Here is a 23,160-nt window from a genome sequence, read left to right on the forward strand (position 1 = left end):
GCTTTTGGGTGGTCACCCCCCCGCGCCGCCCCCCCCACCCCCCCCCCTCCCCCCCCCACCCCCCCCCTCCCCCCCCCCCCCCCCCCCCCCCCCCCCCGCTGCATTACCAGTTACTCCCTGGAATATCAATTCCGTGCAACACCCGCGCTTGCACACCCGGAGCGCCCCGGAACACCCCAGTCCACACGAAAGGCCCCCGCGACCGGACGAGCCGGACCGCGGGGGCCTTTCGTATGAACTGCCGTCGGTTTCCTACGGGTTGAGGACCCAGGCGGAGTTGTGCTGGTTGAAGCCGATGTGCGGGTAGTAGTCCACCGCGGCCGGCGCCGACAGCAGGATGACCTTGGCCTGCGGGGCCTCCTTCTGCGTGGCGTCGATCAGCGCCCGGCCGATCCCCGAGCGCTGGTAGTCGCCGCTCACCGCGATGTCCGAGAGGTACGTCGCGTAGCTGAAGTCGGAGATGCTGCGGGCGATGCCGATGAGCCTGCCCTCCGCGCGGGCCACGACCACGAGATTGGCGTTCCGCACCATGGCGGCGAACCGCGTCACGTCCTCGATCGGACGGCGCTCGCCGAGCCCGGAGGAGCGGTAGACCTCAAGGACCTCCTCCAGGTCCAGGTCGGCACCCTCCACACGCTCAATCTTCCAGGTCACGAAGTTGCTCCAATCGATCGAGAATCACGCCGTGGTTGACGAGGAAACGCTCCGGGCGCAGCTGGCCGATGTCCATGCCCTCCTGGCGCAGCGTGTCCCCGAAGTGCTCGCCGGTGGCGATCGTACGGTTCGCGGCGGCCTGGACCCCGCGGTAGGCCTTCTCCCGCTCCACCCCGTCAGCCAGCAGGTCGGCGAGCACCGCCGAGCTGTAGACCAGGCCGTCGGTGCGGTCGATGCCCTCGCGCATCCGGTCCGGGAAGACCTTGAGGTCACGGACGAGCTGGGTCGCCATGGTGGCCTGGAAGTGCCCCACAGCCAGCGCGTCCGGCAGGATCACCCGCTCCACCGACTGGTGCGCCAGATCGCGCTCGTGCCACAGGGCCACGTTCTCCAGGGCGGTGGCCGCGTAACCGCGCAGCAGCCGCGCCAGACCGTTCAGCCGCTCGCTGGTGGTCGGGTTCCGCTTGTGCGGCATGGCGCTGGAGCCCTGGTACGCGGAGGTGCGCTGCTCCTCCACCTCGCGGACCTCGGTGCGCTGCAGCAGCCGCAGCTCCAGGGCGATCTGCTCGATGCTCGCGCCGAGCAGGGCGACCGCCTGGAGCAGCTGGGCGTGCCGGTCGCGGGCGACGACCTGGCTCGGCGCCGGCTCGACACCGAGCCCGAGCTCCTCGCAGACGTACGCCTCCACCGAGGGGTCGATCAGCGCGTACGTGCCGACCGAGCCGGAGATGGTGCCCACCGCCACGGCCTTGCGGGCCGCCTTGAGGCGGGTGAGGGAGCGGTCCACGGAGAAGGCGAACTGCGCCAGCTTGTGGCCGAACGACGTCGGCTCGGCGTGCACCCCGTGGGTGCGGCCGACGATCACGGTCTCCCAGTGCTCAAGGGCCCGCTCGACCAGGACCTTGCGCAGCTCCGCCCCGGCCGCGAGGACCAGATCGGTGGCGCGGGCCAGGTTGTGGCCGAGGGAGGTGTCGACGAGGTCGTAACTCGTCATGCCGAGGTGGACCCAGCGGGCCGACTCGTCGGGGATGCCCTCGCAGTAGGCGGCGAGGAACGAGAGCACTTCGTGGTCCCGCTCCCGCTCGATCTCCTGCACCCGCTCGGGGGTGGGGACCGCGGCCCGCCGCATGTCCTCGACGGCGTCCTCGGGCACCCGGCCAAGGCGCACCTGGGCCTCGGAGGCGAGGATCTCCACCCGGACCCAGGTCGCGTAACGCTCCTGGTCCGAGAAGATGTCCGCCATCGCGGGCAGGGTATAGCGGGGAATCATATGGGCCAGCACCCCCAGGGTGAGCTTGTCGGCAGGTGGTTCGGACGGGGCATCAGTAGGCCTCGAAGTATTCGCGCTGCTCCCACTCGGTGACCTGGCCCTCGGCGGGCCGCTCCTGGGCGCGCCAGGCCTCGAAGCGGGAGACCTCGCTGGCCTTGAGCTTGGCGAGGGTGGCGGCCAGCGGCTTGCCGAGCAGCTCGGCGCCCTGACCGGCCCGGAAGGCCTCCAGGGCCTCGTCGAGGGACTGCGGCAGGGTCTCGTACGCGTCCTCGCCGCCGGCCGGGCGCGGGGCCGCGCCCGGGGTGGCGGTGAGCCCGTCGAAGCCCGCGGAGAGCTGGGCCGCGATGGCGAGGTACGGGTTGGCGGTGGGCTCGCCGGTCCGGTTCTCGATGTGGGTCGCGGCGCCGCCGCCGACCACGCGGAGCATCACGCTGCGGTCCTCGTAGCTCCAGCCGATCCGGGTCGGCGAGAGCGAGAACTCCGAGCTGAGGCGGCGGTAGCCGTTGACCGTGGGCACGGAGAGCAGACACAGGTCGCGGGCGCGGGCCAGCAGGCCGTCGATGTACGCCCTGCCCTGGTCCGAGATGCCGCCTTCGGTGGCCGCGAAGATGTTGCGGCCGGTCTTCGCGTCCATCACCGACTGGTGCAGGTGCCAGCCGCTCGGGTCGAAGCTGTCGACGCGCGGCAGCGACATGAAGGTGGCGTGGTAGCCCTGCCGCGTCGCGGTCTGCTTGACCATGGTGCGGAACAGCAGCATCGCGTCGGCGGTGTCCAGCGCGTGCATCGGGTTGAAGGTCGTCTCGATCTGGCCCGGGCCCGACTCGTGCTCGATCGACCGCAGCGGCAGGCCGAGTTCGAGCAGCTTGAGGGCGAGCGGGCTGGTGAAGTGGGCGACCGAGTCGTAGTTGGAGTCCAGGTTGAACTGGTAGCCCGAGTTCACCGCCTCGACCTCGGGAGCGGCGCCCTGGAGGCCGAAGCCGTTACCCGCGTTTCCGGGGGGACCGGGCAGGCGCCTGGTCAGGTACCACTCGACCTCCAGGCCGAGGACCGGCGTCAGGTCGCGGGCCGCGTACCGGGCGATGACCTGGCGCAGCACGTTGCGCGCGGAGAGCGGGTGCGGGGAGCCGTCGCGCAGGTACTCGTCGCCGAGCACCCAGGCGGTGCGCGGCCCCTCGTGCGGCAGCAGCTGGAAGGTCAGCGGGTCCGGCACCAGGACGAAGCTGCCCGCGCCGGCGATCTCGTCGACGCCGACGCCCGGGTCGGAGAGGTAGTCGAGCGCGGCCGCGTGGCCGGTGTCGAAGATGAAGGGCCCCGAGCTGAAGTCCATGCCGTTGCGCAGGACCGAGCGGAACGCGTCGACGGTGAGCGTCTTGGAGCGGGCCAGACCGTGCGGGTCGCCGAAGACCAGGCGGACGAGGTCGACCTCGTCGAGCGACGCCTCGATCTGCTCGGCGGCGGCGGCCTGTTCATCGGTCCAGAGACCGAACTCGGTGACGAACGCGGGGCGTCCGACACCGCCCGACTCGGAGAAGGGGCGGGACCACGACCGGGAGAACATGGTTTACAGGATCCTTTCGGTTACTCGGTCCGGTGCGGCCGGCAGGGGCCCGAGGTCCGCCTCAAGGCGGCGTGCGGCTGACAGGACCAGATCGTCCGCCCCGAACGGGCCCACGAGTTGGAGCCCCACCGGGAGGCCGGCACGGGTGAGCCCGGCCGGGAGGGAAACGGCCGGCTGGCCAGTCATATTGAAGGGATACGTGGCGGGTGTCCACGCCAGCCAGAGCAGGTCCTCCGGACGGCTGGCCCACTGCGGGCCGATCGCGTGGGGGTCGAACGGCTCGATGGGCACGGTGGCCATGGCGAGCAGGTCGTACCGGTCGAAGATCTCGTGCAGTCTGGTGCGCAGCGCGAGGCGCACCTCCTCGGCCCGCATCACGGTCGCGCCGCTGAGCGTACGCCCGTGCCGGACGATCGCGAGGCGGCCCGGGTCGCACCACTCCTCGTCGGCGGGCGAGGTGGAGGCGGCGTCGCTGGCGGCGAGGATGTCGACGAGGGCCGGATACGGGTCGCGGAAGGGCACCTCGATCCGCTCGACCCGGTGGCCCTGCGCGCTGAGCGCGGGCAGCGCCTGCTCGCTGACCCGGCGGATCTCCGGCGAGGTGCCCGGGAACTCGATCCAGCCGATGCGCAACGAGCGCCGCTCGCCCGGCACTTCGACCGCGCCGATCAGCGAGTCCGGGTCGCCCGGGTGCCCGCCGGTGATCACCGAGGCGAGTTCGATGACGTCCGGCACGGTCCGCGCGATCGGCCCCTGGTGGGAGAGCCGGTCGGCGCACGCGGGCACATAGGGCACCTTGGCGAACGACGGCTTGTAGCCGACGACACCGCAGAACGCCGCGGGGATACGGATCGAGCCCGCGCCGTCGGTGCCGAGCGCCCCCGAGCCGAGGCCCGCCGCCACCGCGGCCGCGGCGCCGCCGCTGGAGCCGCCGGCGCAGAGCTCGGGGTCCCACGGGTTGCGGGTGGGCGGGGCCACCCGGCTCACCGTGGAGGCGCTCCAGCCGTACTCCGACGTCGTGGTCTTGCCGACCACGACGGCTCCGGCGGCCCGCAGCCGTGCGACCGAGGGCGCGTCGGCCCGGGCCCGCCGGTTCTCCAGGAGGGACCCGCGGGCGGTGGGCAGGTCCCCGGTCTGGACGAGGTCCTTCACCGAGACGGTGATCCCGAGCAGCGGCTGCCGCTCGAACGCCGCCCGGCCCAGCTCGCGGATCCGGGCGTCGGCCAGCTCGGCCTCGCGTACGGCCTCGTCGCCCGCGACCGAGACGAACGCCCCGAGCTCGATGTCGGTCTTCTGGATCGCGGTGAGGACCGACTGGACGTGCTCGGCCGCGGTGAGCTCGCCCCGGGCGAGGAGCTCGCGTATGTCACCGATGGAGGTCAACGGATCTCCTTGCAAGGACAGGTGGGACGCCGGTCACGACACCTGGTGCGGCTGCTTGGCGTTCGCCGCCGCGGCCTGGACCGACTTGAGGTGCCACTCGGAGTCGAAGGCGGTGACCTCGATGTCCTCGCCCTCGGCCACCAGCGCGGCGGCGGCGCTCATGGCGCTGGCGATGAACCCGGAGGTCCGGTGGGCGGCGAGCAGGTCGCTCTCGTCGAACGGCGTGCCCTCGCAGCGCAGCAGGCGCAGGTCCATGAACCCGTTGAACTTCTGGCCCATCACCTCGACCGACTGCGGGCTGCGGATGCTGAAGCGCACCTTCGACGCCACATGGCCGTGGTGGTGCTGGTCGGAGTAGAAGGCGACATCGGGGATGGTCGGCGGGATGAAGTGGTCCCGCTCCACCACGGCGGGCACCTTGGGCAGGTTTCCGGCGATGAAGTGCCAGGAGTTGTACTGCATGCGGGACGACATCGCCCAGGCGTTGTCCGCCAGTTGCAGCACCGAGTCCTCGTAGTGGCGCTTGGCGGCGGGGGCGGGCACCACGCAGCAGAAGAAGTCGGTGATGTCCCACTTGGTGATCTCGGCCCAGCTCTGCTCCCGCAGGGCGCGCATGAGTTCGGGTATGGAACGCATGCCGCGGCTCATCGCGAAGTCGGCCTCGAAGACGTTGGTCGCACCGGCCACCGTCTCGTACACCAGGGCTTCGAGCCCGGTGCCGAACTCGCCGTGCGGGCGCGCGAGCCAGCCGGGAGACGCGGTGAGGCTCGCGCTCAGCTCCTCGAAGGTGGCGCCGGTGACCGGCAGCCGGTCGCGCAGCCGCGCGGTGAGGTCCGCCTCGCGCTGCTTCGACGCCTCGCCGTACGGCCCGGCCAGGCGCTCGATCTTGTGCATCAGCGCGCCGTGGATCTCGCGGTAGAGCTGGGCGTTCGGCAGGACGTGCCCGACGCGGCGCTCGCGCAGCGCCATGGCGAGGGAGTTCAGCGCCTCGACCCGGTGCGTGGGGGCGGCCGGTACCGGCTCGCCGCCGGGCACCGCGTTGTAGTTCTGGCGCGTGCGCTCCAGCATGTACGCGAGGTGGTCCAGGGTGAGCTGGGTACCGTTGGCCTCCTCGATCCGGCCGGCGCCCGCCGACCGGACGAGCAGGGTGAGGCAGACGACCAGCATCGCGTCGTGGTCGGACCAGCGCTCCATCTCGACGCCGAGCAGGCTGCTGAACGTCTCGCTCGGGTGGCCCGCCCACAGGGTCTTGCCGATGAGGTTGTTGCCCTCGCGGAAGTTCGTGTAGAGCTTCCCCTCCTGGTGGAGGACGAAGGGGGCGGTCCGCAGCGCGGACTCCCGCACCGTCTCCAGGAGTTCGTCGCGGGCCGGGGTGCCGAGCGCCGCCAGCCACTGTCGGCAGTCGACGACCTGGTCGGCGTAGCGGGCGGCCGCGCGGTTGACCTCGCTCTCGTAGTCGAGCAGGTCCTGCGCCGACCACGGCACGTCGATCACGCCGTCGACCAGGTTCTCCTCGTCGGCGAGCGAGCCCTGGGAGGGGACGCGGATGACGATGCGGCCGGTGGTGGTCAGTCCCAGCTCGCCCAGGAACGCCGGGCGCTCCAAGGTGTCGCGCACCGGGGCGGGCAGGTTCTCCTCGCGCCACGAGACGCCGCAGAGCACCTTGAGCGCGGCCTCGTCCGCGGTGCGCAGCGCACGCAGCTGGACGTCGCCGGGTACGTGGCCGTCCAGGGTGAGCAGCGCGGTCACCGCGGCCCGCAGGTCGGGGGCCTCGACAGCGCTGTCCCAGGCGCGCTTGAGCAGGGTGGGGAAACCGGCGTCCTCGTCCTTGAGACGGTCCGGCTTCGGCGTGGCGCCGGCCACCGCGCCCAGGCGGCTGGGCCGGCGGCTCTGCCGCTTCTTGGCGTTGACGGCCCGGCGCGAAGTGCCGTTGCGCTCAGCGAAACTTGTCATGACACACCCTCAGCGGTAAGCCCGATGTGGTTCCACATCTCGTCGGACGTCGGGGTCCAGTCCTCGTCCACGTAGATGCAGTCGACGGGGCACTCCAGGACGCACTTGGGGCAGCCCGAGCAGAGTTCGGGGATGATGACGACGTCGAGCCCGTTGTCGAAAATGGCGTTGAACTCGGGCGGGCAGGCACGCAGGCAGGTGTCGCAGGTGATGCATTCGGCCCGCTCGATGCGGCGCGGCGGCTTCTTCCACGTCTCGCTGCGGGTGCGCTCGGCGATCACCTTGTTGCGCCCGGATACCGAGCCTTCCACCTCGTCGAGTGAGTCGTCCGAAGTATTCGTGGGCATGTGGCCCCCCTCTTGTCCTGTTTCGCTCGTGACCACGTAAGAGAGCATCAATAGCGCGCCGCACCTTGGCGACTTCGGTCAGAATTACACGGAGGCCCGCTTCATGGGAACGGCAGGCGAGCGGTGTGCAGGCGCGGATCAAAACGTGCGGTGGATTCCTGCTGGAGGGAATCTTGAATCGCGCGGACTCTTGATAATCCCCGGTTCCGCAAGGGGATGCAATATGCTCAAGTCACCACGCCGCAGGCGTGGTTACGCAGGCCCGATGGATCCCGTGAGTAACTCGCTGACCTGCGAGAAGTGTGGGATCCGGGCCCGGGATGCGGCCGGTCGGCCGGGACCCTGACGGCCACGCCGTACGAAGGTATACGCGAAGCGCGCCCGTGCAACCGCGGAACTTTCGCAGTCGAACACCTTGTGCGCACACCATCGCGCGGCAACACCACGCGCGGCTGCTTACTGGTGTCACCTTACCGTTTTCCGGGATTGCTGTCCGTTATCTTTTCCGTGCACATTCCCGCCTCGCGGGCCTATGGGTGAAGCAAAGGAATCCCGTGATCGGGCATCCGATTAACGGGCGGGTGAAGGCGTTCTCGGGACGTCAAATGTTCAACGAGGGCAATGTGCGGGCGACGGGCGCGAGCGGTGCTCCAGTCGTACGCGAACGGCGCGCCACCGGGGGGAACTACCCGTTGGCGCGCCGTGGTTGTGTGCGACGTCACCCCGACCGGGGCCGAGGGGCGTGGAGTTGTCCGGTCCTATTCGCCCAGGATCGTCAGATCGGTCCGGCTGAGCCGGTCGGGGGCGGCCCGCATGTCGATGCCGGTGATCCGCTCGTCCACGATCGTGAAGCCGAAGACGACCCGCGGCCGTCCGCGCGGCGCCCACACCGCGCCCACGGACCCGTCCACCAGGGCCAGTTGGGCGTAACGGGCCCGCCCCGAGAACGTCTTCGCCACCGACGTCGCGCCCCGCACCTCCGTCGGCGCGCCCACCGCCACCGCCTCCGGGTCGGCGTGCAGCACCACGTCCGGGTCGAGCATCGCGATCAGGGCGTCGAAGTCGCCGCCGCGCGAGGCGGCGAGGAAGGAGTCCACTATCCGCCGCAGCCGGTCCGGGCCGTCGTCCGGCAGCGGGTCGACGCTCTGCACCCGGACGCGCGCCCGGCCCGCGAGTTCGCGCGCGGCGTCCGGCCCCCGGGCGCCGACGATCGGCGCGATCTCCTCGTACGGCAGACCGAAGAGGTCGTGCAGGACGAACGCCATCCGCTCGGCCGGGTCCAGCGTCTCCAGGACCACGAGCAGCGCCAGGCCCACCGAGTCCGCCAGCAACTCCTCGTGGGCCGGGCCCATCCGGGCCAGGTCCGCCGCCAGCGCGTCGGGCAGCGGGGCCGCGAGGTCGTCCGGTGGCCGGCGCGCGGCCGGCACCAGCGGCAGCAGGGGCGCCTCCGGGGAAATCCTTCCGCGCGTGCGCAGCCGGTCAAGGGAGACGTTGGCGACCACCGTCATCAGCCAGGCGGGAAGGCCCCGGACACCCTCGTCCGTGGCGTCGTCGCCGCTGTCGATGATCTGTAGCCACGCTTCCTCGACGGCTTCGTCGGCCTCGTTCAGCGACCCCAGCATCCGGTACGCCACGGCCCGCAGATGCGGGCGGCTCTCCTCGAAACGCCGCGCCAGCCATTCGCCGTCGTCCATCGGTCACATTCCTTCGTCGCGCTCCGTCAGTGAGTGACGAACGCGTCACGGTCACACCCTCTGGCCACGTTCCGTCATACCAGTGACGAACAAAACCCAGCTCATGTGACAGGAAGAGGTACCCCGATCGAGTCGAGGCGATCGGGTCGTACAGGGGAGGCCCCTCGAACAGACCGAGTTCGACAGAGCCCTGGGCGCCGCACGGCCGCGCAGGACTCCCGACCCTTAGCGAGCAGTCATGACGACGCATCCTCCATCACCGAGGCAGTCCACCGAGGAGCCGCCGCCCCCATCCACGACGTCGTTCGCCCACAAATACGCGAGGGCCGTCGCCGGCCGCCGCGCCAAGTGGGCCGTCCTCGTGCTGTGGGTGCTGCTCATCGGCGTGGGCGGATCCCTGGCGGCCAAGCTCGGTGACGTCCAGAACAACGAGGCCCAGACCTGGTTGCCGAAGAACGCGCAGGCGACGAAGGCGGTGAAGATCGCCGAGGACTACTTCCAGGACAAGGGCAGGCTCGGCTCCGTCGTCGTCTACGCGCGCGACAGCGGCCTCACCGAAGCCGACCTGGCCAAGGTCAACAGCGACCGCGCCCAGTTCGTCACGGACAAGCTCGCGGCCGCGGAGATCCCCCAGGTCACCGTCGCCTCCGACAAGAAGGCCGCGTTCCTCAGCGTGCCCATCAAGTCGGACAAGAGCGACAACAGCGTCCTCGGCGACGGTGTGAAGGACCTGCGCAAGGCGGCGGAGAAGAACGCGCCGGACGGCCTCGACGTCCGGATCACCGGCCCGGCGGGCAGCATCTCCGACTTCATCGATGTCTACTCCGGCATGGACGGCGCGCTGATGGGCGCCACGCTCGGACTCGTCGCGATCTTCCTGCTGTTCACCTACCGCAGCCCCATCCTCTGGCTGATCCCGCTGCTCTCGGTGGGCCTGGCCAGCCAGGTCGCCAGCGCCGTCGTCTATCTCCTCGCCAAACACGCGGGGCTGACGGTCAACGGGCAGAGCGCCTATGTGCTGATCGTCCTGGTCCTGGGCGTCGGCACCGACTACGCGCTGCTGCTGATCGCCCGATATCGCGAGGAACTGCACCGCCACGAGGACCGGCACGAGGCGATGGTGTACGCGCTGCAACGCTGCCTGCCGGCGATCACGGCGTCCGCGGCGACCGTGGGCATCGCCACCCTCTGCCTGGTGTTCGGCTCGATGAACTCCACCCGGGGCCTCGGCCCGGTCGTCGCCCTCGGCGTCGTCATCGTCTACTTCGCGATGACCACGCTGCTGCCCGCGTTCCTGGTGATCCTGGGCCGCTGGGTGTTCTGGCCGTTCACCCCGCGCTACTCGACGGAGTACGTGGACGCGAGCGTCGAGAAGGAGCACGGCTTCTGGGGGAGGATCTCCGGCTTCGTGGGCCGCAGGCCGCGCCCGATCTGGATCGGCACGGTGGTCGTCCTCGGGGCGCTGGCGTTCGGCGCGATGTCGCTGAGCACCGGGCAGACCCAGGCCGAGCAGTTCACCAAGAAGGTCGACTCGGTGGCGGGCCAGGAACTGCTGGCCGAGCACTTCCCGGCCGGCTCGTCGGCGCCCGCCGACGTGTACGTCAAGGACGCGGGCGCGGCCGCCGCGCTCTCCACGGTCCAGGGCGTGCCCGGCGTCACCAGCGCGACTTCCGTGGCGTCCAAGAACGGCTGGACGCACATCGAGTCCGTCCTGAAGAACGCGCCCGACACCCAGGCCGCCCGGAAGACCGTCGACCGTATGCGCACCGCGCTCGACGACAGCTCCGGCGAGGCCAAGGACGCGGTGGTCGGCGGCCAGACCGCGATCGCCCTCGACACCTCCGACGCCCAGGGCAAGGAGGAGAAGGTACTGATCCCGCTCATCCTCGCGGTGGTCCTGATCATGCTGATCATCCTGCTGCGGGCACTGGTGGCGCCGCTGATGCTGCTGCTGTCCGTGGTGCTCTCGTACACCGCGGCCGTGGGAACCGCGGCGCTGCTGTTCCACGCCATCGGGTATCCGCGGATCGACCGGGGGCTGCTGCTGTTCGGCTTCCTGTTCCTGGTCGCCCTCGGTGTCGACTACACCATCTTCCTGATGACCCGGGCCCGCGAGGAGGTCGGCAAACGCGGCCACCGCGACGGCATCCTCACCAGCCTCACCGTCACCGGCGGTGTGATCACCTCGGCGGGCCTCGTCCTCGCCGCCACCTTCAGCGTGCTCGCGGCGATCCCGACGGTGGCCTCGCTTCAGCAGGGCCTGCTCGTCGCGGTCGGCATCCTGCTGGACACGTTCATCGTCCGCAGCCTGCTGATCCCGGCGCTCGCGCTTGAGCTCGGCCCGAAGTTCTGGCGCCCGGGCCATCCCGAGCGCGACGAGGCGGACCTCCCGGTCAGGCCGCACGCCGAATCGGCGCGCTTGGGCTGACCCCGTACGTACGACACACGCACTGGCTCGTACGTACGGTCCCCGATCGCGGGCGCATCGCTTCCTCGCGGGAGCGGTGCGCCCGTGCGCGTGTCCGGGGCCGGTCCGGAACCGCGGCGTCACACTTTCGCGGGCCGGCTCGTCAGTGTGGCGACACTTCAACCGAGGAGGAGCCATGACGTCGCCCATCCTGGTGACCGGCGGCACGGGCACGCTGGGACGACTGGTCGTCTCACGGCTGCGGGACGCCGGCGCCGACGTCCGGGTGCTCAGCAGGAAGAGCCGCCCGGCCGAGAACGGCATCGCGTACGTGACCGGCGACCTGGCCAAGGACCAGGGCATCGGCCCCGCGGTCGACGGCGTCCGGGCGCTGGTGCACTGCGCCAGCGACAAGAAGGGCGACGCCGACGCCACCCGCAACCTGGTCCGCGCGGCCGAGAAGGCGGGGGTAGCGCACCTGGTCTACATCTCCATCGTCGGCGTCGAGGACGTCTCTTTCGGCTACTTCAAGTCCAAGCTGGAGTCGGAGCGGGTGGTCACCGAGTCCGGGCTGCCGTGGACGCTGCTGCGGGTCACCCAGTTCTACGACTTCATCCTCAACGGGGCCCGGAAGGCGAAGAAGCTGCCGCTCGTCCCGGTGCCCTCGGGCTTCCGGGTGCAGCCGGTCGACCCCGAGGAGGTGGCGGTCCGGCTCGCCGAACTGGCCCTGGACAAGCCGGCCGGGCGGGTGCCCGACCTGGTGGGGCCGCAGGCCACCGACGCGGTCGCGATGATCCGCGCGTATCTGAAGGCCGTCCACAAGGGCGCCCCGGTGGTGCCGGTGTGGATGCCCGGCATCGGGAAGATCCGCTCCGGCGGGCTGCTGCCGAAGGGTCCGAAGGACGGGTACGACACGGCCCGGGTGACCTGGGAGGAGTTCCTCGCCGCGAAGCTCGGCTGACGGCGGGCGACGACGGACCACCTGGCGAGGGGGCCGTGCCCCGGACGCCGGGCGGCGTCCGGGGCAGGGAACGACCAGACAATTTCATATGAAATGACCGAACTGGATACCGAACATCCAAGATCCGAACGTGATGTGACTTGTCCCATAGGCTGGGTTTCGCAGTACGTGACGACGGGCCCGGCGGAGGAATGTGACCGATGGACGAGACCGAACGGCTGGCGGAGCGCTTCGAGGCGTACCGCCCCCATCTGCGGGCCGTCGCCTACCGGATGCTGGGCTCGCTGAACGAGGCCGAGGACGCCGTGCAGGAGTCCTGGTTCCGGCTCAGCCGCTCGGACGTGAACGCGGTGGAGAACCTGGGCGGCTGGCTGACCACGGTCGTCGCGCGCGTCTGCCTGGACCTGCTGCGCTCGCGCGAGTCGCGGCGCGAGGACCTGCTCGGCGAGCGGCCACCGCCCGCCCCGCACGGTGCGCACGAGAGCGCAGACCCCGAACAGGAGGCGGTGCTCGTCGACTCGGTCGGCCCGGCGCTCCTCGTGGTGCTCGACACGCTCTCCCCCGCGGAGCGGCTCGCCTTCGTGCTGCACGACATGTTCGCCGTCCCCTTCGACGACATCGCCCCGGTCGTGGGGCGCTCCACCATCGCCACCCGGCAGCTCGCCAGCCGGGCGCGCCGCCGGGTCCAGGGCGCCGAGGCCGCGCCCACCGCCGACCGGGGGCGCCAGCGGCAGATCGTCGACGCCTTCCTCGCCGCCTCGCGCGGTGGCCGGTTCGACGAACTGCTCGCCCTGCTCGACCCGGAGGTCGTGGTCCGCGTCGACGGCGCCGCCCTGGCGATGGGCGCGAGCGGCGCACTGGGTGCCCAGGCGGTCGCCAAGACGTTCTCGGGCAGGGCCCAAGTCGCCCAACTCGCGCTGGTGGACGGGGCCCCGGGCATGGTCTGGGCGCCGAACGGCAGTGTGAAGGTGGTCTTCGACTTCATCGTCGTGGACGGTCGGATCGCCGCGATCGACATGCTCGCCGACCCTGAGCACCTGGACGACATGGACGTGAAGGTCCTGGCGGAGTAACCGGCCATCCTCCGGACGGAGCCCCGAAACCGGGAGGGTTCCCTGTTCTCGGCGGCTCGCACCCCCTGGAACACCCCCTGAAACCTCTGGAACACCGCTCCACGCAACACGTTCCATGCAACACCAAGAGGCGCGGGGGGGGCAGTCGGGCGTGTCGTGCCTCTTTTCCTCCCTTCGCGTGGTCCTCCCGACGCGGGCCCCCCGCAGGGGCTCACCACCCGCCCCCCCCCCCCACCCCCCCCCCACCCCCCCCCCCCCCCCCACCACCCCACCCCCCCCCCCCCCCCCCCCCCCCCCCCCCGCCTCTGTCATTCCTTGAGCGGATTCCGACCGGTGCGGACTCCGGGCCGGTGCGAACTAGCCGCGCCGTACCGACATCCGCTGGCGCGCCGCCTCCGCGAGCGCGGTGAACGGGCTGTCGTCGTCGGACTCCTCGGCGTGCCACTGCACACCGACCGCGAACGGGTGGTCGTTGACCTCGATGGCCTCCACCGTTCCGTCCTCGGACCAGGCGGTCACCGTCAGGCCCTCGCCGAGCTCGTCGATGACCTGGTGGTGGTGGCAGGGCACGACGTCCTTGGCGAGGAACTTGGCGAGGTGGCTGCCGGGTTCGAGCCGCACCTTCTGCTGCCCGTACTCCTTCCCGCCGGGGGAGTGGTTGTCGTGGCCGACGATGTCCGGCAGGTGCTGCTGGAGCGTGCCGCCGCGCAGGATGTTCATCAGCTGCTCGCCCCGGCAGATACCGAGAGTGGGCAGGTCGGATGCCAACGCGGCTTCCAGCAGGGCCAGTTCGTGCCGGTCGCGGACCTTGTCGTTCCAACCGGTCTTCTCGTGCTTCTCCTGGCCGTAGAGCGCCGGGTCCGCATCCGGGCCGGCGAGCATGAGCAGACCGTCGAGCCCGTCGACGGCCTGCTCGATCCCGGGCTGGGGAGCCAGCAGAACCGGTATGCAGCCGGCGTCGGCGACCTTCTGGACGAACGTCTGGGGTACGAACGTCGCGTCCATCTCGAAGATCGCGAATTTGATCTGGGTCACGACGGCCGTGATGCCGATGACGGGCCGACGCGTGCGGTCCAGCGAGTTCAAGGTCTCATTGACGGCGGAATGCACAGTGCACCTCACAAAGTGTCAGAGCTGGGGTACGGGGCGGAGCTCCGCCTCGTGGTGGGTGATCCACTCGGCGTACGTGTAGGCCGGCCGGCCGGTGACGACGTCGACGGTGGGCAGCACTTCCGCGTCCTGGTCCTGCAACGCCTCGCGCCGGTCGAGGAGTTGATCGGCTACGTACCCGGAGAGGTACTTGACCATCTGGGCGCGGACGCGTTCGCGCGGCACTTCCTGGAAGCGGGTGGGGATGCCGAGCGCGGCACCGATCATGCGCACCCGCTCCGCCGCGCTGAGCGACTGGGGCCCGGTGATCGAATGGATGATTCCGGATTCCGCCGTGAGCAGGGACTTCACCGCGACCGCCGCGATATCGCGCTCATGGATCGGCGCCATCGCGGAACTTCCGTACACACCGTGCACCACTCCGTCTTTGGCGATCTGGGGTATCCAGAGGAGATCGTTGGACATGAACGCGCTCGGCCGCAGGAACGTCCACGACATTCCCGACTCGACGACTGCCTTCTCGCACGCGATGTGCGGCTCTTCGGCAGCATAGGCGACCGCCTCCGAAGACAGCATGACCACATGTTGCACCCCGGCCTTCGCGATGGCGTCGACGGCTCCCTGGAGCTCGCCGAACACGGGCCAGAGGTAGAGGCGTTCGACGCCGCGCAGCGCCGGGGCCAGGGTCTCGGGCCGGCTCAGGTCGGCCGCCATGACCTCCACTTCGCCCGGCAGGGCGCACTTGGCGGGATCGCGTGCGATGGCCCGTACCTGTTCCCCCGATTTCAGCAGCTCGTCGACGATGTTTCTGCCGACGTTCCCGGTCGCGCCGGTTACCAAGATCATGTGCTCTCCCGTGGTCAAGGGGACGTTCGACGGATCTTGCATTTTGCGAAGGAAACTCGAAAACGGGCACGGGAAAATCCGGGCAGGGTGAAACCCGGTGAGAGGAAGGCGCGCGGTGGACAAAACCGGCAGCGGACAGTCGAGCGGTGGGCGCCGAGAGTAAGTGACTGACTGGTAAGTAATGGGATTATGGAAGAAGGCTTCCGCAGGTAAGCGTCGGCCATGAGGCGGTAGTGCCTCATGGCCGACGGTGGAGCGGGGGAGTGCGGTTACTTGACCTTGCTCTCGGAAAGGTTGATCCGCCAGGAGACGCCGAAGCGGTCGTTGACCCAGGCGAACTTGGCGCTGAACCCGTAGGTGCCGATCGGCATGATCACCTCACCCTTCTCGGAGAGGCCCTCGAAGACCCGGTCGAACTCCTCGTCCGAGTCGCACTGGATGTACACCGCCATCGCGGGAGAGAACGAGTAACTGTCCCAGGGGGCGTGGTCGGAGCCCCGGGCGCCGTCCGGCGGAATGTTGATGCACATGAACTGCTGGCCGGCGATGGTGAAGACCGCGTGCTGCAGGGTCCCCTCCACCCAGCCGGGCTCACCGGCGCGGGCCCGAATGGTGTTGACCACCTCGGAGTCGTCGAAGAGGGACGTATAGAACGTCACCGCCTCCTCGGCATCCCGCGGGAACGCCAGAAAAACGGTGAGCTTCTGCGTGACTGCGGAGGACATCGTGGCTCTCCTTATTAAGTCTGGTGTTCTGCGTGGATCACCCTTCCAACATCCAATTCGCCGAGTCAAGAGGGCAACCGCGGAAAGTCGATGTCGAGCGGCAAAGTGGATCTTGATGCGTGACCGGCTATCCGGAACAAGGCACTACGGTCTCCTGAATGGGCCATTCCTATTCCGTTTTATTGATCCTTTCCGGGGAGTGGAAAAGGATCACTTGGAAGCGTGTGGCGAGTATTTCAATAAGGCTTGCCTAAGTGGCCAGTGGAGGGCTTCCGGAAAAGATCATGAAAAACAGCAGGACCCATTCCCCTTGACGCCCCTGATCGGCGAGTTGCAGACTTCTTCGGCGGCCCGAAAGGCTTTTTCCTGAGCCGCTGAGCATGATCACATCTAACGCTCCGTTTTCGAGCTCGACAGGCCGCTTGAACGGCATCGAGCGGCGTTGCGAGTTGATTCCCGAAGTACTGAATTCGATCTCGCATATCTCATCCAGGAGGACGAAAAATGGGAACTGGCGTGATCATTGCCGGTGCCGGACCGGTGGGGCTGATGCTGGCCGGCGAGCTCCGGCTGAACGGTGTCGACGTCGTTGTCTACGAGCAGAGAGCCACCCCGAGCGGCGAGTCGCGCGGAGTCGGCTTCACCCGGCGCGCCGCCGAGGTGTTCCACCAGCGCGGACTGCTGGCCCGCTTCGGTGACATCGAGATCGGCAACGAGGGCCACTTCGGTGGTGTGCGCATCGACTTCACCGCCCTGGAGGACAACCACTTCGGTATCCGCGGAGTGCCCCAGTACCGCATCGAGGAGATCCTGGAAGCATGGGTCCGCGACCTCGGCGTGGACGTACGCCGCGGATACGAGGTGGTCGACTACCGGGAAGGGGCCGACGACATCACGGTGGTGGTCGACGGGCCGGACGGCCGTGCCGAGCACGCCGCCCAGTACCTGGTGGGCTGTGACGGCGGGCGCTCCCGGATCCGCAAGCTGGCCGGCATCGACTTCCCCGGACGCGAGGCCACCCGGGGCATGTACGTGGCCGACGTCGTCGACCGCCCCGACATCAAGCCGCGCGTCATCGGCGAACGGGTCGACGGCGGCATGGTGATGGCGATCCGGCTGGAGGAGGGCGTGACCCGGATCATCATCCATCCGGCGAAGCTCACTCCCCGCGACAACACCAAGCTGACGTTCAGCGAGATCGCGGACTCCTGGCAGGAGCTCACCGGGCAGTCGCTGCACGGCGCCGAGACGAAGTGGGTCAGCGCGTTCACCAACGCCACGCGCCAGGCCGCCGAGTACCGGCGCGGCCGGGTCCTGCTCTCCGGCGACTCCACCCACATCCACATCCCGGCCGGCGCCCAGGGGCTGAGCGTCGGCGTCCAGGACGCGGTGAACCTCGGCTGGAAGCTGGCCGCCACCGTCAACGGCTGGGCGCCCGAGGGCCTGCTCGACACGTACCAGGCCGAACGGCACCCGGTGGGCGAGAAGCTGCTGCGCAACACCCTCGCCCAGGCGTCCCTCTATCTCACCGGTGACGAGATGGAGCCGATGCGCCAGGTGATGCGCGAGCTGGTGCAGTCGCCCGACGCGGCGCGGCGCCTCGCCGGGCACGTCAGCGGGCTCGGCATCCGGTACGACATGGGCGGCGCCACCGGCCATCCGCTGCTCGGGCTGCGCATGCCCGACCGCGAGGTCAAGCTCGGGGACGGCTCCACCACCCGGGTCTCCCAGCTGCTGCACCCGGCGCGCGGGGTGCTCCTCGTCGCGGACGGCAGCACCGAGGCGGCCCGGCTGGCCGCCGGCTGGTCCGACCGGATCGACATCGTCACCGACGCGGGCTGGTCGGACCGGGTGGACATCGTCCCGGACGGCTGGGTTCCGGCGGACACGGCCGAGGGGACGACGCCGGACGCCGTCCTCCTCCGTCCCGACGGACATGTCGCCTGGGCCGCGCCGGACGGCGGCGAGCTGCTCGACGCGCTGGCGCGCTGGTTCGGCTCGCCCCGCTGACCGGCACTCCGGCTCATCCCGCCGACCCGCAGGAGGTTCCGTGATCGAATTCGTGGAGGCCGACGAGAGCACTCCTTATATAAAGCAACTCCAGGAGCGGACCGGCCCGGTCGTGCTCGTCAACACGTTCACCGTTCCGGAGGGCAGGGCCGAGGAGTTCCTGGCGCTGTGGCGCGAGGACGCCGCATACTTCACGCGGCAGCCCGGCTTCATCTCCACCCAGATGCACCGGGGCATCGCCGGCAGCCGGATCCTGGTGAACGTCGCGGTCTGGCAGTCCGCCGCCCATCTGTCGGCGGCGCACAGCAACCCCGGCTTCCGCCCGGGCGGTGAGGGCTACCCGGAGGGGTGCACCGTCTCGCCCCATCTGTTCGAGAAGGTCGCGGTCGACGGCATCTGCGTCGGCTGACGCTTCGCAGGCCCGGGGCCCGTCATGCCGGTGTGACAGGTTCCGGGTCTGTTCTCGGCCAACAAACAGGCCAACTTCACGCCAGTCGGGTGGAGTTACACCACCGCTTCGCGCCCGGATTGCGACCGGCGGTTACCCCGGGGGTGGGCGACGGCCCCGGGAGCATCACGAGTGCGAAGCCGATCAACCGGGCGGAATGTGTGATTCCGGCTCCTCTTCTGACGCTCCCCGAACGTCCGGCCCCACTCCGTGGGCCGATTCCCTCGCCTGTTCACCTTCGACGGTACAGAAGGTTGTCCGCGCTTGACGGAACCTGAACTTCCGCTATTGACGGCGCGACGTTTGCCCTCGTACAGCAGTGCGGTTCACGCCGCTCCGAGGGCTCTTCGGGCTGCCCTGCAGGCCGCTCGCGCGCGCGTGAACGGCCTTGTCCCGCACGGGAATCCGGGCCTCGCGAGCCTGGCTCCAGGGTGGTTGACAAGGCTTCGCCCGTCGCCTTTCATTTCGCACACCGGAAGTGGATTCCGGTTCCGATTCATTGCGAGGGGGCGCAAAGTGAGTCTGGCCGAGCAATCAATTGACGATCAGTTACTGAAGATCCATGCGGCGGACCTCGACGAGGTCGTGACCTCCATGGTCTGGATCGAGTCGCATCCCGCCGGTGAAGTACGCATCGACTCCCTCGTCTTCGAGGACTCACCGCGTCTCGGCGGCGCGGACGAGGACCATGTACGCGTACTCGCCGAGGCAGGGGACTCGCTGCCGCCGATCACCGTCCACCGCTCGTCGATGCGCGTCATCGACGGCACTCACCGGGTGCGCGCCGCGCTCCTCAACGGCCGTACGACCATCCAGGCCCGGATGGTGGACTGCGACGAGGGCGCCGCATACGTCCTGGCGGTCAAGGCCAACGTCACCCACGGTCTGCCGCTGTCCCGGTCCGACCGCTCGGTGGCCGCCGCGCGCATCATCATGACCCATCCGCAGTGGTCCGACCGCGCCGTCGCCGCCGCCGTCGGCCTCTCCGACAAGACCATTTCCCGGATCCGGTCCCGCTCCTCGGCGGACGCTCCGCAGTCGAACGCGCGCCTCGGCCGCGACGGCCGCCTGCGCCCGCTGGACAGCGGATACCGCCGCCAGCAGGCCGCCGCGATGATCCACGAGCGGCCCAACGCGGGGCTGCGCGAGGTGGCCAGGGCGACCGGCCTCTCCCCGGCCACCGTGCGGGACGTGCGCCAGCGCATCGACCGGGGCGAGGACCCCGTGCCGGGCCGCTACCGCGCGGCCGCGGGCCAGAGCCCGGTGCCGGGCGGCCCCGTGGTGCCCCGCCAGACGCAGCGTGCGGTGAGCGCCCGCAGCGAGCGGCGGGACGTCTCCGTCGACCGGCAGAAGCTGCTCGCCAAGCTGAGCGAGGACCCCTCGCTGCGGCTCAACGAGGCGGGCCGGCGCACCCTGCGCTGGCTCCACCACTACACGGTGGACGGCGAGGGCATGGAGAGCCTGGGCCGCGGTCTGCCCGGTCACTGGGCGCCCGAGGTCGCCGACCTCGCGCGCAGCTGCGCGGCCGCCTGGCAGACCCTTGCCGAGCAGCTCCAGCAGCGGGCCGAGTGACCCGGCCGGGCGCCGGCCGTGACAGCGCCGGTGAGCGCTGAACACCGCGCACAAGTGAAGAGCGACGCGGAAGGAGTGCTGGTCGCGGGGCGAATGCCCGCGCCAGCACTCCGCCCGTTCGTCCGTGCAACTGCGGCACACCCGCATCCGTCCGCCGACGGGCGGATCATCGATACGTTCGAACAGCTGCCCAACCAGCCGCCACCACCGTCAGGTTGGAAAGGCTTCAACGCGCTGACGTAACCAGGAGGCTGTCCGTGTCCCCCTACGCAGATTCCCGCGAGAACGGCCCCCGGACGGGGGTCTGGTTCGTCGGAGCCCGCGGCTCCGTCGCCACCACGGCGGTCGCCGGATGCGCCGCCGTCGCCGCCGGGCTCCAGCCCGCCACCGGCATGGTCACCGAGACCCCCGACTTCGCCGGGACCGGACTTCCCGAGCTGTCGTCCTTCGTCTTCGGCGGCCACGACGTGTCCAGCAGCCCGCTGCCCAAGCGGGCCGAGGAGCTGGCCGCCGGCGGAGTGCTCCCGCACGGGCTGCCCGCCGCCGTGCGCGCCGAACTCGCCGCCGCCGACGAGGAGATACGCATGGGCGGCCCGCTGCCCGGCGACACCCGCGGCGACGAGGAGCTGATCGTCGCGTTCGCGGCCGACATCACCGACTTCGCCCGCCGCACAGGCGTGACCCGCACGGTCGTCGTCAACGTCTCCTCGACCGAGCCCGCGCCCACCGAGGGCGACACCCGGCTGCCCGCCTCCTCGCTGTACGCGGGGGCCGCGCTGCGCGCCGGGTGCGCATACGTCAACTTCACGCCGTCGACCGGCCTGCGCCACCCGGACCTGGAGGCGGCGGCCGACGCGGCCGGTGTCCCTTACGCGGGCCGCGACGGCAAGACCGGCCAGACCCTGCTCCGCGCGGTGCTCGCCCCGATGTTCCGTCAGCGCGCCCTGGCCGTACGGGCGTGGTCCGGCAGCAATCTGCTCGGCGGTGGGGACGGGGCGTCGCTCGCCGACCCGGCAGCCGCGGCGGCGAAGAACGCGGGCAAGAACCGCGTCCTGGAGGACAACCTCGGGTCGCTGCCCGAGGGCGAGGTGCACATCGACGACGTTCCGGCGCTCGGCGACTGGAAGACCGCCTGGGACCACATCGTCTTCGAGGGCTTCCTCGGCTCGCGGATGGTGCTCCAGACGATCTGGCAGGGCTGCGACTCGGCGCTCGCCGCGCCGCTCGTCCTCGACCTCGCCCGCCTCACCGCCCGCGCCCACGAGGCCGGACTGACCGGCCCCCGCCCCGAGCTGGGCTTCTACTTCAAGGACCCGGACGGCGGCTCCTCGGCGCTGGCCGAGCAGTACGGGGCCCTGCTGTCGTTCGCCGAGCGGCTGCGGGAGGCCCGGTGAAGCCGGTCCTGCGCGACTGGGCCGAACTCCTGCGCGTCTCAGCCCTGTTCACCGTTCCCGGCGACGCCCTCGCGGGGGCGGCGGCCGCCGGGCTGCGCCCCAACCGTCGCACCGCGCTCGCGGTGGGCTCCTCCCTCTGCCTGTATGAGGCGGGGATGGCCCTGAACGACTGGGCGGACCGCGAGGAGGACGCCGTCGACCGCCCCCACCGCCCGATCCCGTCCGGCCGCGTCAAGCCGGCCGCGGCCCTGGCGGCGGCGGCCGGACTCACCGGCGCGGGCCTGGCCCTCGCCTACCGCGCGGGCCGCCCGGCCGGGCTGGTGGCGACGGCGCTCGCGGGCACGGTGTGGGCGTACGACCTGCGCCTGAAGCACACGTCGGCGGGCCCGGCCGCGATGGCCGCGGCCCGCTCCCTGGACCTCCTCCTCGGCGCGACGGCCACGACCGGCACGGTGACGAGGCGCCCCCTGCTCCCGGCCATGGCCCTTGGCGCACACACGTACGCGGTGACGACGGTCTCCCGGCACGAGACGCAGGGGGGTTCGGTGCGGGCGCCGCTGGCGGCGCTGGCGGGTGCGGTGACCCTGGGCGCCCTGACGGCGCGGCGGCCGGGCGCCACGCAAGCGTTCCGGCTTCCGTCCGAGCCCCGTGACATCGCCCGGACCGCCTTCGCCGCAACCTACGTGGCCACGGCGGCAAAGCCCCTCTTCCACGCAGTCCTCAACCCGTCCCCTCCGCTCACCCAACGGGCAGTCGGCGGCGGCATCAAGGCGATGATCCCGCTCCAGGCTGCCCTCGCGGCGCGGGCAGGATCCGTCCGTACCGCCGCCGCCCTGACCGGCCTCATCCCCGTAGCCCGCAAGCTCGCACGAAAGGTCAGCCCCACATGAGCCTCCGCCTCGGCTACGGCACCAACGGCCTCACCGACCTCCGCCTCGACGACGCCCTCGGGCTCCTCGCGGACCTCGGGTACGAGGGCGTGGGGCTGACCCTCGACCACATGCACCTCGACCCGCTCGCCCCCGAACTCCCCGCCCGCACCCGCCGGGTGGCCCAGCGGCTCGGCGAGCTCGGCCTGGGCGTGACCGTGGAGACGGGCGCCCGGTACGTACTCGACCCGAGGCGCAAGCACGGCCCGTCCCTCCTCGACCCGGACCCGGACGCCCGCGCCCGCCGCACCGGACTGCTCGTCACGGCCGTCCGTGTCGCCGCCGACCTCGGCGCGCACGCCGTGCACTGCTTCAGCGGCATCACGCCCGACGGCACCGACGACGACACCGCCTGGAAGCTGCTCGGGGAGGCACTCGGCCCGGTCCTTGACATGGCCTCGGACGCGGGGGTTCCGCTCGCGATCGAGCCCGAGCCCGGCCACCTCCTCGCCACCCTCGCCGACTTCCACCGGCTGCGCGAGCAGCTGGGCGACCCGGAACCGCTCGGGCTCACGCTCGACCTCGGGCACTGCCAGTGCCTGGAACCCGCCTCGCCCGCGGAGTGCGTGCGCGCCGCCGCGCCCTGGCTGCGGCACGTCCAGATCGAGGACATGCGGCGCGGGGTGCACGAACACCTGCCGTTCGGGGACGGCGAGATCGACTTCCCGCCCGTCCTGGAGGCGCTCGCCGCCACCGGCTACGACGGTCTGACCGTCGTCGAGCTGCCCCGCCACTCCCACGCGGGCCCCGAACAGGCCCGCAAATCCATGGAGTTCCTGCGCCCGCTGATCGCGGGTGCCGCCTCGCCCCTGAAGGGAGCCTAGCC

The 23,160-nt window shown here is 70.6% G+C and carries 19 protein-coding genes; 9 read left to right on the forward strand and 10 right to left on the reverse strand.

The annotated features are described in order from the left end of the window. Nucleotides 1-252 precede the first annotated feature (252 nt). The 7 genes from ACZ499_RS10645 to ACZ499_RS10675 form a co-directional block, all read right to left on the reverse strand. The gene (locus ACZ499_RS10645; RefSeq protein ID WP_371655132.1) at nucleotides 253-654 is read right to left on the reverse strand and encodes a GNAT family N-acetyltransferase; all 402 of its coding nucleotides are present in this window, start codon (nucleotides 652-654) and stop codon (nucleotides 253-255) included. Continuing rightward, the gene (gene purB, locus ACZ499_RS10650; protein WP_385542176.1) at nucleotides 638-1,924 is read right to left on the reverse strand and encodes an adenylosuccinate lyase; all 1,287 of its coding nucleotides are present in this window, start codon (nucleotides 1,922-1,924) and stop codon (nucleotides 638-640) included. Before purB ends, ACZ499_RS10645 begins: the two co-directional genes overlap by 17 nt. Nucleotides 1,925-1,976: 52 nt before the next feature. After that, on the reverse strand, nucleotides 1,977-3,482 hold the full coding sequence (locus ACZ499_RS10655; protein ID WP_468673697.1) for a glutamine synthetase family protein: 1,506 nt from the start codon (nucleotides 3,480-3,482) through the stop codon (nucleotides 1,977-1,979). 3 nt (nucleotides 3,483-3,485) lie between these two features. Beyond that, nucleotides 3,486-4,865, reverse strand: a complete 1,380-nt coding sequence (locus tag ACZ499_RS10660; protein WP_468673700.1) for an amidase — start codon at nucleotides 4,863-4,865, stop codon at nucleotides 3,486-3,488. A 33-nt stretch (nucleotides 4,866-4,898) separates the two neighbouring features. Next, complete coding sequence (locus ACZ499_RS10665; RefSeq protein ID WP_468673702.1) at nucleotides 4,899-6,818, reverse strand: hypothetical protein; 1,920 nt, start codon at nucleotides 6,816-6,818, stop codon at nucleotides 4,899-4,901. Next, on the reverse strand, nucleotides 6,815-7,165 hold the full coding sequence (locus tag ACZ499_RS10670; RefSeq protein WP_218976530.1) for a 4Fe-4S dicluster-binding protein: 351 nt from the start codon (nucleotides 7,163-7,165) through the stop codon (nucleotides 6,815-6,817). The genes ACZ499_RS10665 and ACZ499_RS10670 overlap by 4 nt, the downstream gene beginning before the upstream one ends. Nucleotides 7,166-7,923: 758 nt before the next feature. Further along, complete coding sequence (locus tag ACZ499_RS10675) at nucleotides 7,924-8,859, reverse strand: sigma-70 family RNA polymerase sigma factor (protein WP_468673704.1); 936 nt, start codon at nucleotides 8,857-8,859, stop codon at nucleotides 7,924-7,926. Between the two features lie 238 nt (nucleotides 8,860-9,097). On the opposite strand from ACZ499_RS10675, the gene ACZ499_RS10680 reads away from it, so the two are divergent. The 3 genes from ACZ499_RS10680 to ACZ499_RS10690 all read left to right on the forward strand — a co-directional run bounded on the left by ACZ499_RS10680 (nucleotide 9,098) and on the right by ACZ499_RS10690 (nucleotide 13,300). Then, a complete protein-coding gene (locus ACZ499_RS10680; protein WP_385827187.1) occupies nucleotides 9,098-11,287 on the forward strand; it encodes an MMPL family transporter in 2,190 nt (729 codons plus the stop codon). A 175-nt stretch (nucleotides 11,288-11,462) separates the two neighbouring features. After that, nucleotides 11,463-12,227, forward strand: coding sequence for an SDR family oxidoreductase (locus ACZ499_RS10685; RefSeq protein ID WP_468408633.1), 765 nt, complete (start codon nucleotides 11,463-11,465; stop codon nucleotides 12,225-12,227). 200 nt (nucleotides 12,228-12,427) lie between these two features. Continuing rightward, complete coding sequence (locus tag ACZ499_RS10690; RefSeq protein WP_468673707.1) at nucleotides 12,428-13,300, forward strand: sigma-70 family RNA polymerase sigma factor; 873 nt, start codon at nucleotides 12,428-12,430, stop codon at nucleotides 13,298-13,300. A gap of 357 nt (nucleotides 13,301-13,657) precedes the next feature. Here the strand turns inward: ACZ499_RS10690 and ACZ499_RS10695 are convergent, their stop codons facing one another. The 3 genes from ACZ499_RS10695 to ACZ499_RS10705 form a co-directional block, all read right to left on the reverse strand. After that, nucleotides 13,658-14,386 (reverse strand): gamma-glutamyl-gamma-aminobutyrate hydrolase family protein, encoded by a 729-nt coding sequence (locus tag ACZ499_RS10695; protein WP_468673709.1) that lies wholly within the window; start codon nucleotides 14,384-14,386, stop codon nucleotides 13,658-13,660. Nucleotides 14,387-14,428: 42 nt separating this feature from the next. Then, the gene (locus tag ACZ499_RS10700) at nucleotides 14,429-15,256 is read right to left on the reverse strand and encodes an SDR family oxidoreductase (RefSeq protein ID WP_468673711.1); all 828 of its coding nucleotides are present in this window, start codon (nucleotides 15,254-15,256) and stop codon (nucleotides 14,429-14,431) included. Between the two features lie 269 nt (nucleotides 15,257-15,525). Continuing rightward, nucleotides 15,526-15,981, reverse strand: coding sequence for a VOC family protein (locus tag ACZ499_RS10705; protein ID WP_468408627.1), 456 nt, complete (start codon nucleotides 15,979-15,981; stop codon nucleotides 15,526-15,528). A gap of 504 nt (nucleotides 15,982-16,485) precedes the next feature. Here ACZ499_RS10705 and ACZ499_RS10710 point away from each other — a divergent pair. The 6 genes from ACZ499_RS10710 (at nucleotide 16,486) to ACZ499_RS10735 (ending at nucleotide 23,158) form a co-directional block, all read left to right on the forward strand. After that, entirely contained in the window at nucleotides 16,486-17,991 is a 1,506-nt protein-coding gene (locus tag ACZ499_RS10710) for an FAD-dependent monooxygenase (protein ID WP_468408625.1), read from the forward strand. 40 nt (nucleotides 17,992-18,031) lie between these two features. Then, entirely contained in the window at nucleotides 18,032-18,400 is a 369-nt protein-coding gene (locus tag ACZ499_RS10715) for an antibiotic biosynthesis monooxygenase family protein (RefSeq protein ID WP_468408623.1), read from the forward strand. 555 nt (nucleotides 18,401-18,955) lie between these two features. Continuing rightward, nucleotides 18,956-20,011: a hypothetical protein gene (locus tag ACZ499_RS10720; protein ID WP_468673717.1), complete on the forward strand. Its 1,056-nt coding sequence runs from the start codon at nucleotides 18,956-18,958 to the stop codon at nucleotides 20,009-20,011. A 251-nt stretch (nucleotides 20,012-20,262) separates the two neighbouring features. Continuing rightward, nucleotides 20,263-21,405 carry an inositol-3-phosphate synthase gene (locus ACZ499_RS10725; protein ID WP_468674076.1) on the forward strand — a complete coding sequence of 381 codons (1,143 nt, stop codon included), beginning with the start codon at nucleotides 20,263-20,265 and terminating at the stop codon, nucleotides 21,403-21,405. 8 nt (nucleotides 21,406-21,413) lie between these two features. Next, complete coding sequence (locus ACZ499_RS10730; RefSeq protein ID WP_468674079.1) at nucleotides 21,414-22,295, forward strand: SCO3242 family prenyltransferase; 882 nt, start codon at nucleotides 21,414-21,416, stop codon at nucleotides 22,293-22,295. Beyond that, nucleotides 22,292-23,158: a sugar phosphate isomerase/epimerase family protein gene (locus ACZ499_RS10735; protein ID WP_468673720.1), complete on the forward strand. Its 867-nt coding sequence runs from the start codon at nucleotides 22,292-22,294 to the stop codon at nucleotides 23,156-23,158. The genes ACZ499_RS10730 and ACZ499_RS10735 overlap by 4 nt, the downstream gene beginning before the upstream one ends. Nucleotides 23,159-23,160: the final 2 nt, after the last annotated feature.

The organism is Streptomyces sp. NPDC031265 (genome assembly GCF_055570295.1).

What these genes read in the sequence shown, in the direction of transcription:
- ACZ499_RS10710 (WP_468408625.1), top strand. Translation starts at nt 16,486, where the DNA reads ATGGGAACTGGCGTGATCATTGCCGGTGCCGGACCGGTGGGGCTGATG.
- ACZ499_RS10685 (WP_468408633.1), top strand. Translation starts at nt 11,463, where the DNA reads ATGACGTCGCCCATCCTGGTGACCGGCGGCACGGGCACGCTGGGACGA.
- ACZ499_RS10700 (WP_468673711.1), bottom strand. Translation starts at nt 15,256, where the DNA reads ATGATCTTGGTAACCGGCGCGACCGGGAACGTCGGCAGAAACATCGTC.
- ACZ499_RS10690 (WP_468673707.1), top strand. Translation starts at nt 12,428, where the DNA reads ATGGACGAGACCGAACGGCTGGCGGAGCGCTTCGAGGCGTACCGCCCC.
- ACZ499_RS10655 (WP_468673697.1), bottom strand. Translation starts at nt 3,482, where the DNA reads ATGTTCTCCCGGTCGTGGTCCCGCCCCTTCTCCGAGTCGGGCGGTGTC.
- purB (WP_385542176.1), bottom strand. Translation starts at nt 1,924, where the DNA reads ATGATTCCCCGCTATACCCTGCCCGCGATGGCGGACATCTTCTCGGAC.
- ACZ499_RS10670 (WP_218976530.1), bottom strand. Translation starts at nt 7,165, where the DNA reads ATGCCCACGAATACTTCGGACGACTCACTCGACGAGGTGGAAGGCTCG.
- ACZ499_RS10680 (WP_385827187.1), top strand. Translation starts at nt 9,098, where the DNA reads ATGACGACGCATCCTCCATCACCGAGGCAGTCCACCGAGGAGCCGCCG.
- ACZ499_RS10665 (WP_468673702.1), bottom strand. Translation starts at nt 6,818, where the DNA reads ATGACAAGTTTCGCTGAGCGCAACGGCACTTCGCGCCGGGCCGTCAAC.
- ACZ499_RS10705 (WP_468408627.1), bottom strand. Translation starts at nt 15,981, where the DNA reads ATGTCCTCCGCAGTCACGCAGAAGCTCACCGTTTTTCTGGCGTTCCCG.
- ACZ499_RS10675 (WP_468673704.1), bottom strand. Translation starts at nt 8,859, where the DNA reads ATGGACGACGGCGAATGGCTGGCGCGGCGTTTCGAGGAGAGCCGCCCG.
- ACZ499_RS10735 (WP_468673720.1), top strand. Translation starts at nt 22,292, where the DNA reads ATGAGCCTCCGCCTCGGCTACGGCACCAACGGCCTCACCGACCTCCGC.